This window comes from Pandoraea sp. PE-S2T-3 (assembly GCF_002179965.1).
Taxonomy (GTDB): Bacteria; Pseudomonadota; Gammaproteobacteria; order Burkholderiales; family Burkholderiaceae; genus Pandoraea.
On record NZ_NGUQ01000037.1, the window covers coordinates 344844 to 358274 of the forward strand.

At 65.5% G+C, this 13431-nt stretch carries 9 protein-coding genes; 4 read left to right on the forward strand and 5 right to left on the reverse strand.

Annotation, left to right across the window (positions count from 1 at the left end):
- Positions 1–58 precede the first annotated feature (58 nt).
- Positions 59–1054, forward strand: a complete 996-nt coding sequence (locus CDV46_RS23800) for an aldo/keto reductase (RefSeq protein WP_087725376.1) — start codon at positions 59–61, stop codon at positions 1052–1054.
- A gap of 126 nt (positions 1055–1180) precedes the next feature.
- Positions 1181–2134, forward strand: coding sequence for a universal stress protein (locus CDV46_RS23805; RefSeq protein WP_087725378.1), 954 nt, complete (start codon positions 1181–1183; stop codon positions 2132–2134).
- An 11-nt stretch (positions 2135–2145) separates the two neighbouring features.
- On the opposite strand, the gene CDV46_RS23810 is transcribed toward CDV46_RS23805, so the two are convergent.
- Positions 2146–3408 (reverse strand): NAD(P)/FAD-dependent oxidoreductase, encoded by a 1263-nt coding sequence (locus CDV46_RS23810; RefSeq protein ID WP_064675206.1) that lies wholly within the window; start codon positions 3406–3408, stop codon positions 2146–2148.
- A gap of 172 nt (positions 3409–3580) precedes the next feature.
- On the opposite strand from CDV46_RS23810, the gene CDV46_RS23815 reads away from it, so the two are divergent.
- Together CDV46_RS23815 and CDV46_RS23820 are read left to right on the forward strand one after the other, a co-directional pair.
- On the forward strand, positions 3581–5107 hold the full coding sequence (locus CDV46_RS23815) for an MFS transporter (RefSeq protein ID WP_087725380.1): 1527 nt from the start codon (positions 3581–3583) through the stop codon (positions 5105–5107).
- A 181-nt stretch (positions 5108–5288) separates the two neighbouring features.
- The gene (locus CDV46_RS23820) at positions 5289–6539 is read left to right on the forward strand and encodes an MFS transporter (RefSeq protein ID WP_087726066.1); all 1251 of its coding nucleotides are present in this window, start codon (positions 5289–5291) and stop codon (positions 6537–6539) included.
- Between the two features lie 56 nt (positions 6540–6595).
- Here CDV46_RS23820 and CDV46_RS23825 read toward each other — a convergent pair whose 3' ends face one another.
- From CDV46_RS23825 to CDV46_RS23840, 4 genes are read right to left on the reverse strand one after another with little or no spacing between them, the layout of a single operon-like run.
- Complete coding sequence (locus tag CDV46_RS23825; RefSeq protein WP_087725382.1) at positions 6596–7258, reverse strand: TetR/AcrR family transcriptional regulator; 663 nt, start codon at positions 7256–7258, stop codon at positions 6596–6598.
- Positions 7255–8853: an efflux transporter outer membrane subunit gene (locus CDV46_RS23830; RefSeq protein ID WP_087725383.1), complete on the reverse strand. Its 1599-nt coding sequence runs from the start codon at positions 8851–8853 to the stop codon at positions 7255–7257. The genes CDV46_RS23825 and CDV46_RS23830 overlap by 4 nt, the downstream gene beginning before the upstream one ends.
- A complete protein-coding gene (locus CDV46_RS23835) occupies positions 8850–12104 on the reverse strand; it encodes an efflux RND transporter permease subunit (RefSeq protein WP_254916197.1) in 3255 nt (1084 codons plus the stop codon). The genes CDV46_RS23830 and CDV46_RS23835 overlap by 4 nt, the downstream gene beginning before the upstream one ends.
- Complete coding sequence (locus tag CDV46_RS23840) at positions 12101–13363, reverse strand: efflux RND transporter periplasmic adaptor subunit (protein ID WP_087725385.1); 1263 nt, start codon at positions 13361–13363, stop codon at positions 12101–12103. Before CDV46_RS23840 ends, CDV46_RS23835 begins: the two co-directional genes overlap by 4 nt.
- Positions 13364–13431 lie beyond the last annotated feature (68 nt).

Below are 13431 nucleotides of genomic sequence, written 5' to 3' on the forward strand. Positions count from 1 at the left end.
CTCGGGCGGACAGCGCAGTCTCGCGTCACCCCTCGATCCGATGCTTCCGGGAGTTACCGTGCAATACACCAAATTTGGCCGCACCGGCCTGAACGTTTCCCGCCTTTGTCTGGGCACCATGACCTTCGGCTTGCAAACCGACGAGGATGCGAGCCACGCGATTCTCGATCGCGCCACCGAGGCGGGTGTCAATTTCATCGACATCGCCGACGTCTACCCGCTGGGGAGTGACGAGACGCTGGGCGGGCGCACCGAGGAGATCGTCGGGCGCTGGCTCAAGGGCCGCCGCAGCCGCTTCATCGTCGCGACCAAGGCGTGTGGGTCCATGGGGCCGTCGCCGTGGGACCGGGGCGCGTCGCGCAAGCACCTGCTCGATGCCATCGACGCGTCGCTGCGCCGTCTGGGCACCGATTACGTCGATCTTTACCAATTGCACTCGGACGATACCGACACCCCCATCGACGAGACGCTCGAAGCCCTCGACACCATCGTGAAGTCGGGCAAGGCGCGCTACATCGGCGTGTCGAACTATCTGGCGTACCGGCTCGCGCGAGCGTTGGGCCGTGCCGATGTGCTGCGCGTGGCGCGCTTCGTGTCGGTGCAGCCGCGTTACAACCTGCTGTTCCGCCAGATCGAGCGCGAATTGCTGCCGCTGGCCAGCGAAGAAGGCCTCGCCGTGATCCCTTACAACCCACTGGCAGGTGGTCTGCTCACGGGCAAGTACCAGCACGGCGCTACGCCGAGCGAAGGGCGCTTCACGGAGAAGGTCGGCAAGGCGGGCGCGATGTACCAGCAGCGCTACTGGCACGAGCGGGAGTTCGCGACCATCGAAGCGCTCAAGGGCATCGCCAAGGAATCGGGCGAATCGCTCACGCGTCTGTCGCTGGCGTGGGTGCTGGCGAATCCGATCGTCACCTCCGCCATCATCGGCGCGAGCCGGGTGGACCAACTGACCGAGACGCTCGGCACCATCGACTACAAGCTCGACGCCGATCTCAAGGCGAAACTCGACGACGCCTCGCTGGCGTATCGCTGGGGAGATGCGGCACGGTGACGCACCCGTAACGGGTGGTATTCGTCACCTATCGGGCGGTATAGTGGAGGGGACGTCGCGTGGTTTGTCTGCTGAAACAGCGGGCGCCGCGCGACGTCCCCTCTTTCTTTTCCAGCGAGGCTGCTCATGACCAAACGCATTCTGCTTGCCACTGACGGCAGCGAGTCGTCGCGTCGCGCGCTACGCGAGGCGGCAGCCTTTGCGCGTAGTGGCGATGCGATCCGCGTCATTCACACGGTGGAAGATCCGGTCAATCTGCTGACGTCTGCGTTCGGCAAACTCATCGATCTGGAACAGGTGCGCCGCGACATGCAACGTGAGGGTGAAGAGCATCTGGCGCGCGCCGTGCTCTACCTGCGTGAAGAAGGGTTCGATGCGCAGGCGCATCTGCTGGATCTGCGCACGACCGGCGAAACGGTGCCCGAAGCGATGACGCGCGAGGCCAACGAATGGGCGGCCGACATCATCATCGTCGGCACGCACGGACGTAGCGGGGTGCGACGCGCCATGCTCGGCAGCGTGGCCGAACAGATTCTGCGCAATGCGTTGGTGCCGGTGATGCTGGTCGCGGGTGAAGCGCGCGCGCATCTGCCGCTACGCGCGGGCGGTCATTACGAGCGCGTGCTCGTGGCGCTCGACGCGAGCGAGACATCGCGGCGTGCCTTCGACTATGCGCTGACGCTGGCCCGCACGCATGGCGCGACATTGCGCGTGGTGCACGTACTGGATTTGCCCGGGCCGTTTCTGGCGGGCTTCGACCCCGAACCGATGCTCGAAGCCGTGCGCGCGGTGGGCGAGCAGGTGCGTGTGTGGGCTACGCAGCGCATGCGTGAAGCGGAAGTGCCGGGGGAAGTGGAAATGCGAGAGATTGAGCCGGTGGGCGAAGGGGTGGCCGATCAGATCATCGCGGCGGGCCGGGACGCCGATGCGGATCTTATCGTGCTCGGCACCCACGGCCGACGTGGTTTTCGGCGCTTCACACTAGGCAGCGTGGCGGAAGATACGGCCCGCCACGCGGGCAGGCCGGTCCTGCTATTGCCGGCGCAAGCACCGCACGTTGCCCCGGCCGCGCAGACCTGAAGCGATTCAGGTCAGGCGGCTGAATTGCCGGCCGTCGACAACTCGGCGACGAGTGTCTTGAGCGGCGTGGCGGCATCGGCCAGACGGGCCGGGTCGATCACGGCACGGCGGCCGACCAGCTCGCGGGCGGCGAGGAATTCCTGCGCGCGGTTGATGCTGGCAGCGGCCACGACGGCGCCGTCGCGCAGATAGAACAGCATGAACACGGCCGCGCCCTGAGCATCCGGCAGGCGGCGCTCGACCACGGCGTCGTGGCCTTCCGTCATCCCGACCATTTGCAACTTCGCGTTGAACTGATCCGACCAGAACCACGGTGCGGTGGCGACGGCCTTCGGGGCGTCGCCATGTACAACGCTGGCGGCCACCTTGGCCATTTCGCTCGCGCTCGGCACCGACTCCAGACGAATACGGCGCCCCAGCGCCGGGTGTTCGTGGTGGGCGCAGTCGCCCACAGCCAGAATGGCCGGATCGCTCGTCCGGGCGAATTCGTCGACCACGATGCCGTTGTCCACGGCGAGGCCGGCGGCTTGCGCGAGTTCGGCGTTCGGCAGCACGCCGATGCCGACCACCACCACATCGGCGGGCAGACGCTGCTCACCGGCGACCACGGCCACGACCTGACCGTTCGCGTCTTGTTCGAGCGCAGACACACCGACACCGACTTGCACGTTCACGCCGTTCTCGCGGTGCAGCGTCGCGAAGAAGTCGGCCAGATCGGCTTCGGCCACGCGCGCGAGCAGGCGCGGCGCGGCTTCGAGCACGGTGACCGTCGTGCCGGCCTTGACGGCGCTTGCCGCCACTTCCAGACCGATATAGCCGCCGCCGACCACGATCACGCGCTTGCCGGGGGTGAGCGCTTCGCGCAGACGTTGGGCGTCGGCGATGTCGCGCAGGTAGTAGACGTTGGCGGCGTCGCCGCCGGGCATCGGCAGACGGCGCACGCGACCGCCCAGTGCCAGCACCAGATGATCGTAGCCAAGCGTCTGGCCGTCGTCGAACGTCACGGTGCGTGCCGCGCGGTCGACGGCAGTGGCCGTGACGCCGAGACGCACGTCGATCTCTGCCTTCTCCCAGGCGTCGGCCGGGCGAATCAGCAAGCTGGCTTCGTCGGCCTGGCCGGCCAGAAACGCCTTCGAGAGCGGCGGGCGGCGGTAGGGCAGATGGGTCTCGCTGCCGGCGAGTACGATGCGGCCGGTGTAGCCAAGCGCACGCAGCGCGAGCGCGGTTTCGCCGCCGGCTTGACCGGCGCCGAGGATGACAGTGGTAGGAGTCATTGCTTCGGACATGTGGAAGTAGCGTTGGAGTTTGGCCGCCAGTGTAATGCATTGCACCGGCATTGCCCCCGCATTCCACGCGTATTCCACCCGAATTCCACCGTCTGCGGGCCGTCCGATACCGGTAAGATGACGTTGCGTCCCCCTTCCGGAACAGGCCCCAGGAGCTGCGATGGCAAGTGACCGTGCCGGCCGCCCGCTGTTGTCGAAGCACCCCGAGCTTTCTGCGCCGCAGGTGTATTTGTTTGCGTTCGCGCTGGGGTGTTCGACCGGTGTCGATTTCGTCGCCTCGTCGATGATGGGCATTGGCGGCACGCACATCCGGGGCGGCATACACGCATCGCCGGAAGACTTTCTCTGGAGTCTGACCGCGTACGCGGCAGCCGCGACCGTCGCCAATCTGGTGCTCGGACGCATTGCGCGCGACCTGAGCTATCGCGGCTTCACACTGCTGGGGCTCATCATTGCGGCCATTGGCGCCGGTTTGTGCGCGCTCAGCAATACCCCAACCGAACTGGCGCTGGCCAAAGCCGTGCAAGGGCTCGGCGCAGGGGGCCTGTTTTCCGCCTCGCGCATCATCATCCAACTGGCCGCCGAGCGCGAAGAGCGCAAGCCGCTGTTCATGGGCTTCAATACGGGCGGTATCGGGCTTGCCGCGCTGGCGCCGTGGGTCACGTCGATGCTGATGCAGGATGTCAGCTGGCGCGTCATCTTCGTGGTGCAGGTCGTGCTTGCGCTGGCGACGCTGCTGCTCGTGGCGCTAACTTACCCACGTCGGCTCGAAGCGTCGCTCGCGCCATGGCAGCTCGATGTGGGCGGCATGGACTGGGTCACCGTGGTGTTTCTCGGCGCGGGCGCGCTGGTCCTGCTGCACGGCCTTGGCGACTTGCGCTTTTACGAGATCCGCAGCTCACCGTCGGTGGCGCTCACGCCCATCATCGGACTGGCGCTCATTGGTTGCGTGTTCCTGCATCAGCACCGCCATCCCGACCCGTGGCTCGATCCGAAGCGGTTGATCGGGCGGCGCTATCTGGTCGGTCTGGGCTTCTATGCGCTGTATTACTTCCTGAACGGACTCTGGAACTACGTGCTGCCGACCACGTTGCAGACGGGGCTCGGCTTTACCTTTCAGTCGACCGGGACGGCGATTACGGTGGCAGGGCTTATCGGCTTTGCCGCCATGACGGCGTTCACCTATGGGAACCAGCATCTGGTCGGACAGCGGCGCTGGATTGCGCTCGGCTACGTGATGTTTGCTGCGGCCGCGTGGCTGGCGTCGCAGCGCATGATGCCGGGCGTGTCGTTACCGCTCGTGCTCGAAGCAATGTTGCTGCAACAGATGACCACGCCGTTCATTCTGGCGCTGGTCGCGGGGCTCACGTATCGCGAGTTCACCGTCGACGATTTTGCTCATGCCTATCAGTTCAAGAACATCGTGCGGCAGATCGTGACGGCGGGCGGCACCGGCGTGGCGAGTCTCTGGTTGCAGTACGGCGAGGCGATGGCGCGCACCCAACTGGTCGGCAACATCACGCCGTTTTCCCTGCCCCCCGATACCGATGCGGCTGAGCTCGCACGGCTCTCGCAACTCATCGATCAGCAGGCGTTACTGCTCGCGGCGAGCAACCTGTTTGCGCTGCTCGCTTCCGTCTGCGCGGGCGTCGCCATCATCGCTGTGGTGCAGCGCGCGTTGCGCTGAAATCACGTCAATTTGCTGCGCTGCACAGCAAAACGTTACAACAGGTGAAACCCCCGTCAATTAAGGCTGGAGCCCGTATTCATGCGGGTTCCGAAGCGACGCAGGGGGTCTTTTACGTGTCCGCAAATTGAGGAGTAGAGTGGGTTTCGTCGCACACATTGCCGCCGACGAAGGAGACACCATGGCCTGGACGAGTCAACAGAAGCATGTGGTAACGGCAAGCTACTTGGGGTGGACGCTCGACGCGTTCGATTTCTTTTTGATGGTGTTCGTGTTGAAGGACATCGCGAAGGAGTTCAACACCGAACTTGGCAGTGTGGCGTTTGCGCTGCTGCTGACATTGGCGATGCGCCCGGTGGGGGCGCTGATCTTCGGGCGGCTGGGTGACCGGTTCGGCCGACGCCCGGCGATGATGGCGAGCGTTTTGCTATATGCGTTGCTGGAACTGGCCTCGGGGTTCGCGCCAAGTCTCACGGTACTGCTGATACTGCGCGCGCTCTTCGGTATCGCGATGGGCGGCGAGTGGGGCGTGGGCGCGGCGCTGACGATGGAGAGTGTGCCGACGCATTCGCGCGGCATTGTGTCGGGGTTGTTGCAGGCGGGGTATCCGAGCGGCTATCTGCTCGCGTCTGTCGTCTACGGCTTGTTCTACGAGAGCATCGGGTGGCGCGGCATGTTCTTCGTGGGTGTGTTGCCGGCATTGCTGGTGTTCTATATCCGGCGGCATGTCCCCGAGTCGCCTGCGTGGCAGAAGGGCACGACACAGGCGGCGACGCCACGCGCAAACCTGCTTCAGGTGTTGGCGAGGGACTGGAAGCTGGCGCTGTACGCCATCGTGCTGATGACGGCGTTCAACTTCTTCTCGCACGGCACGCAAGATCTGTATCCGACCTTCCTGCAAGTGCAGCACAAGTTCTTGCCGCACACGGTGAGCTGGATCGCCATCACATACAACATCGGCGCGATTATCGGCGGGCTCTTTTTCGGGGCGATTTCGGAGAAGATCGGCCGGCGGCGCGCCATCGTGATTGCGGCGCTCATTGCGCTGCCGGTGCTGCCGTTGTGGGCGTTTTCCAGCGGTGCGGTGTTGCTCGCCGTCGGCGCGTTCCTGATGCAGATTTCGGTGCAGGGCGCGTGGGGCGTGATTCCGGCGCACTTGAACGAGCTGTCGCCTGACGAGATCCGCGCGACGTTCCCGGGGCTGGTGTATCAACTAGGGAATCTGTTTGCGTCGGTGAACGCCAATTTGCAGACTTCCATCGCGAAAGCGCACGACGGTAATTTCGGTCTGGCGATGGCAATTGTCGCGGGGACGGTGGCGGTGGTGATTGCTGTGATGATCGGCTTTGGCCGAGAGCGCCGTGGCGTGGTGCTGACAACCACGGCTGAAGCGCCAGCGGACGGCTTGCCGCCGGGGGCGGCGGTGCGGTAGCGCGTTGTACTCAGTGAGAACCGTCAGCCGATGCCAGTTGGCGTCGGCTGACCGGATTACGCCTTTGACGGCGTTGCAGCATTCGGCGTCGCGAAAAACAACATTTCCACCTGATTGATCAGTGCCGGGCCGAACGCCTCGCCGCCCACTTGCGGCGCGATCAGTTGCATCAGCACGGGCGAGCCGGGTGGCGGGTGCAGCGCGTGCACCAGCAGGCAGAAGTACATGGCCGGATGCTCGGCACGCACTACACCCGCTTCCATGCCCTGCACGATCAGCGGCTCCATGCAGTCGTAGACCGGCATCACCAACTGGCGGTGCAGCGTCGCGCCGCGCTCGCCGGTTTCCGCCGCGTGCTGCGCGATGAACTGCTTGTGTTCGGGATGGCTAACCGCGTGCGCGGCAACGATGGCAATCGCTTCCTTCAGCCGGTCGGTGACCGGGCGGGACATGTCGAGCGACAGCGCGCGCATCTGTTCGGCCGGCTCGGCGAGCGCCGCTTCGAGGGTGTCCACGCACGCGCGCCACAACTGTTCCTTCGAACCGAAATGCACGCGCACGAGGCTGGCGTCGACCTTCGCTGCCCGGGCAATCCCGCGCAGGTTCGCGCCGTCGTAGCCAAGCTGCGCGAAAGCCTCGATGGCGGCGGCAAGCAGCGCCGCGCGGCCATCGGGCAGGTGTTTGGGGCGTCGGCCCCGCGTTATGGGTGTGGCAGTCATCGTCTCGCAACGTCTTGCGACGTGCGTGCCTGTCCCTCGGCTTGTCCCACCGCGCCAGCCTTTGCCCCGTCCACCGGTGTCGGGGAAGCGGGAGTTTTGGCAGCGTCGGCCGTTGGCTCGGGCGGCACGCCCATCGCATAAAACAGGAGCGCAGTATCCGACAAACGCGCGCCGGTTGCACGCACTGTCGTCATATAGGCGTTCCAGTACTGCTGCTCCCGGCCCCGCGCCGCCGACGTGGGCAACGCGCCCAGCCTGACGCGCGCGGCCGTGTCGCGGTACACCTGCTCGGCCGCAGCGCTCGCGTTATCGGCATGCCGCAACGACGTGTTGTCCGCGTCGAGCGAGGCGAGGGTGTCGGCCACGTTCTTGAACGCGGTGAGCACCGTCTGCTTGTACTGATCGACGGCAGCCTCATACGTGGCCTGTGCCGCGCGACGCTGGGCGAGTAGCGCGCCACCATGGAAAATTGGCTGCGAGATCGACGCGGCAATGCTCCACAGCGACCCGGCGTTCGACATCACCGTCGGCCAGTTGAAGCCGCCTTTGCCCATCGACGCCGTGAGCGACAGGCTCGGGAACATCTGCGCCGTCGCCACACCAACCTCGGCCGATGCGGCTTTGAGCGCCATTTCCGCCGCCTGAATGTCCGGACGCGTTTGCAGCAATGTCGACGGCACAGCGACCGGCACCGATTGCGGTACGCGCAGTTCGCCCAACGGCAAATCATCGGGTGCCTGATCAGGCGTGCGGCCCAGCAGCACGGCCAGCGCATGACGGGTGGATTGCCACTGCGCCCGCAAGCCCGGCAGCGACGCCGCGAGTGATTCGGCATTCTGGGCGGACGACAACGCGTCGGAACGCGACACGGCACCGAGGACTTCGCGGCGTGCCATCTCGTCGGCATCGGCCTGTGCGAGATCGACCAGCCGTTCCGTGGCCTTGACCTGCGCACCGAGCACCGACGCGCTGATGGTCCCGGCAACGATATTGGCCGCCAAGGCCTGACGCGACGCTTCCAACTGGAATGCCTGCTGATCGACTTGCGCTGCCAGCGACGCATTGGCAAAGCGCGACGCCCCGAAGAAGTCGAACGTGTAGCGCGCCTGAATCTGACCCACGAACATGTTGTAGAGCGCCGTGGGCGGCCCGAACGTCGGGATGCCGAGATTGCGCTCGCGCGCCGCCTCGCCACCGATGTCGATCGACGGGAACAGCGACGAGCCGATCTGCGCCTTCAACTGTTCGCGTGCGGCCTGCAACGCATGATCGGCGGCCGACAGATTCGGGCTGTTGCGCAAGCCTTCTTCCACCAGCGCATTGAGCTTGTCCGAGCGATAGGCCTGCCACCAGGCCTTGACCGGTGCCGCCCCAACGTCGAACTGTTGCGACGTGCCCTGCGCCGTTACCGTGCGCTCAGGCAAGGTGTTGGTGCCGTATTGCGCAGGCGAGGGCATGACGGGCGGCTTGTCGCTCGGCGCGAACGAGCAGGCACCGAGCCACAACGGGAGCAGGGCGGCGAGGGGGGCATATCGGCGCACTACAGGGCGCGATACCGAGTGCAATGTCGATCGCAAAGTGAATCGCGGGGTCATGAGCGGTCTCCTTGCGGAATGCCGTTGTCGTGCGCACTGGCGGGCGGGCTACCCGGGCCATTCGAACCATTCGGGCCATTCGAACCCGCCGGGGCATGCGAGGCGCGCTCGTCATGCCGCACGCGGAACGCCGTGGCATACAACGCCGGCAGGAAAAACACGGTCAGCACGGTGGCGCTGGTAATGCCGCCCATCAGCGCGGTCGCCATCGGGCCGAAGAAGTTGCTGCGCAACAGCGGGATGAGGGCAAGCACGGCCGCCGCAGCGGTCAGCGTGATCGGCCGGAAGCGTCGTACCGTCGCGCTGACGATGGCGTCAAAGCGCGGATGGCCGGCCGCCACGTCCTGCTCGATCTGATCGACCAGAATCACTGAGTTGCGCATGATGATCCCGAACATGGCAATCACGCCGAGCATGGCCACAAACCCGAATGGCTTGCCGAACAGCAGCAGCGTAGCGACCACCCCGATCATGCCGAGCGGCGCGGTGAGCACCACCAGCATGGTGCGGGCGAAGCTCTGAAGCTGAATCATCAGCAGCGTGAGCACGACGATGATCATGATCGGCATTTGCGCCATGATCGACGACTGCCCCTTGCCCGACTCTTCCACCGAGCCGCCGATTTCGATGCGATATCCGACCGGCAGAGCCTTGCGAATGTCGCCGAGCTTCTTGTAGACCGCTTCGGTCACATCGATCCCTTGCTTGCCGGCGCGAACGTCCGAGCGCACGGTGATCGTCGGCTGACGGTCGCGCTCCCAGATCACACCGTATTCCAGATCGTCGACCACGTGGCCGAGCGTCGCCAGCGGCACCGGACCGTTCGGCGTCGGCATCGCCATCGTGGCGAGCTTGGCCGGGTCCATGCGTTCGGTCTTCGGTGCGCGCAGCGTGATCGCGATCAGCTTGTCGCGCTCACGGTACTGGCTCATGTCGTAGCCGGTGAGCGTCATGGCGATGAAGTTGGCGATGTCCGACGAACTCACGCCCAGCGCGCGTGCCTTCTGCTGATCGACTTCGAAGCGTACCGAACGTTGCGACGGCTCGTCCCAGTCGAATTGCACGTCGACGGTATCGCCGTTGGCACGCATCACGTCGGCCACCTGCTCGGAGATCTTGCGCACGGTGCCGATGTCGTCGCCGCTCACGCGGAACTGCACCGGAAAGCCGACCGGCGGCCCGTTTTCCAGACGCGAGAGGCGGGTGCGCACGCCCGGCATGGCTTCCCGCAATTTCGGTTCGAGCCACTGCGCCAAGGCTTCACGGTCTTCCACCGACTTGGCCGTGACGACGAGTTGCGCGAAGTTGGGCGTGGGCAGTTGCTGATCGAGCGGCAGGTAGAAGCGCGGCGCGCCCGTACCGACAAAGCTGACTGTGTGGTCGATTTCCTTGCGGCCTTCGAGCAGCTTTTCGAGGCGTTCGGTTTCGCGCAGCGTGGCCTGATACGACGCGCCTTCCTGCAAGCGCAGGTCGACCATCAACTCGGGCCGGTCCGAACTCGGGAAGAACTGCTGCGGAATCAGCGAGAAGCCCGCCATCGCGATCAGGAACAGCACGACGGTAATCACCAGCACGACGATTTTCCGCTCGATACACCACGTCAGCCAGCCGCGCAGGCGGTTGTAGAACTTGGTGTCATACACCTCGTGCTCGTGATCGTCGCCATGATGCGCCTCGCGCTTGCGCTCGGGCAGCAGCTTGTAGCCGAGCAGCGGAATCAGCACCACGGCCGCGAGCCACGACGCCAGCAGCGCAATGGCCGAGACTTCGAAGATCGAGCGTGTGTATTCGCCGGTGCTCGACTTCGCCAGCGCGATCGGCAGGAAGCCCGCCACCGTCACGAGCGTGCCGGTGAGCATTGGGAACGCGGTGCTGGTGTAGGCAAACGCAGCAGCGCGTTGGCGATTCCAGCCCTGCGAGAGCTTCACGGCCATCATTTCGACGGCAATGATGGCGTCGTCGACCAGCAGGCCAAGCGCCAGAATCAACGTGCCGAGCGACACCTTGTGCAGGCCGATGTCGAAGATGTACATGAACAGCGACGTGACGGCGAGCACGACCGGAATCGAAATCACCACCACCATGCCGGTGCGGAATCCCAGCGACAGCAGGCTCACGACCAGCACGATGGCCACGGCTTCGGCCACGGCTTCGAGGAAGTCGTCGACCGAGTGCGACACCGATTGGGACATGCTCGCCACTTCGGTGAGCTTGAGCCCGGCGGGCAACTGCGCCCGCAGATCGGTCATGGTGCTGGCCAGTGCCTTGCCAAGGTGGACGACGTCCTGCCCCTTCTGCATGGTGATGCCGATGCCGAGCACGGGCTTGCCGGCGAAGCGCATTTCCGTGACCGGCGGGTCGACATAACCGCGCTTGATCGTGGCAATGTCGCCGAGCCGGAACGTGCGGTTGTTCACGCGGATCAGCGTGTCGGCGAGTTCCTGCACGTTGCGGAATTGGCCGCTCGGACGCACGACGACGCGATCATTGGGGGCTTCGATGGTGCCCGCAGGCGAGACGGCGTTCTGGCCATTGACCGCTTCGGCAATCTGGTTCGGCGAGATACCGAGGCGGGTGAGCTGAGTGTTGCTGATTTCGACATAAATGCGCTGGTCCTGATCACCGAAGTAATCGACCTTTGCAACACCGGGCACGCGCAGCAGCACGGTGCGCAGCGCGTCGGCGTAGTCGCGCAGTTGGGCAGGGCCGAAGCCATCGCCTTCGAGCGTGAAGATGTGGGTGTAGACGTCACCAAACTCGTCGTTGAAGAACGGCCCCTGCACGCCGGGCGGCAGCGTGTAGGCAATGTCGCCGACCTTCTTGCGAACCTGATACCACTCCTCCGGCACTTCGCTGGCGGGTGCCGAGTCCTTCATCGAGAAGAAGAGCAACGACTCGCCGGGGCGCGAATAGCTGCGCTGGAAGTCGATCGACGGCATCTCCTGCAACTTGCGGGCGATGCGGTCAGTGACCTGTTCCTGCACCTGTTTGGCGGTGGCGCCCGGCCAGAAGGTGCGGATCACCATCACACGGAAGGTGAATGGCGGGTCTTCGGACTGCGCGAGACGCGAGTAGGCAAGAATGCCGAAGATCGTCGCCATCGCGATGAGAAACACCACGAGCGCACGGTGACGCAGCGCCCACGCCGAAAGGTTGAAGCTCCCTTCTTCGTGGCGGTAGTCGTGCGGCTCGGCGGGCGGTGGGGTGTCGGGTGTCTGGGGCACGGGCGGCTTCCCGTCCTGCGCGCTCATGACGCGAAGTCCTCAGGGTGCAGCGGTGCCACCACGCGAACCTTTTCGCCGGCCGTCACGGTATGCACGCCTTGCCAGACGACGCGCTCGCCCGGCTGGATGCCACCGGCCACCGTCACCGTGCGCTCGCCGTAGCGGGCGACCTTCACGCGGCGCAGCACCAGCGTGTCGTCTTGCTTGACCACCCAGACCGCGGGCAGATTGCCATCGTGGAAGAGGGCGGTGGATGGCAGCGTGATCGCCGGTCCTGCGGGGATGGCGGCGGTGGCAGCGGCCGTATCGGCGCTACCGGCCGCAGCGGCACCGCTGGCCGTGGACGGCGCGGCAGGTGCCGGTGCAGACGCCGGCGTTGCCGCGGCGGCAGGTGCCGCTCCGCTGCCCGGCAGCGGCTGGGCAAAGGCGACGTTCGCCGTCATGCCGAGCTTCACATCGGGGCCGGGGGAGAGCAGCGAAAGTTTGGCGCGATACGTGCGGCTTTGCGGGTCGGCCGCCGGGGCGACTTCGCGCACCCGGGCTTGCCACGTCTTGCCCGGCATGGCGGGTAGCGAGACGGTCGCCATCTGACCGATGCGGAATGCACCGAGCGCGACTTCGGGCACGTCGGCAATCACGTCGACGTCGCCCGTCCATGCGAGTTGATACACCGGTTGGCCGGCACTGACGTTCTGTCCGGTATCGGCCTGCTCAGCGGTGATCACGCCGTCGCGATCGGCCTTGAGATTGCCGTAGCTCAACTGGTCACCGGCCAAAGCGGCCTGCTGGGTCGCCTGATTACGCTGCGCGAGTGCGCTCGCGTAAGCGTTTTCCGACTGTTCCAACTGGGCGGGGGCAATCAGGCTTTCTTTCGCCTGCGCCCGGTCACGCGTGACGGTCTGCGTCGCATAGTCGAGCTGGTGCTGGGCGGCGTCGAGCTGGGCCCGCGCGCTGGCGGCGTTCTTCGACAGATCAGCCGGGTCGAGACGCGCGACGACCTGACCGGCTTTCACCGCATCGCCGAGCCGTACCGAGCGGTCAACGATCTTGCCGGCCACGCGAAAAGACAGCGGCGTGGTGTAGCGGGCTTCGATCTGGGCGGGGAGCGACGCGATGGGCGTCTGCTCGGCGGTTTTCGCCGCCATCGCGACCACCGGACGCGGCGGTGGCTCGGGCGGCGCCTTGCGCGAGCAGGCGGCCAGCGCGGCGACGGCAATGGCCGTGGTGGTGAGCGCCAGGGCAAACCGGCGGCGACGAGAAGCGTTGGCAGGCAGAGAAGGCAACATGCGCGCGTAACTCACAAGGTGTCACAAGGTGAGGAATCCGGGGGCATCTGGCGTGAATTCAGGCCGGT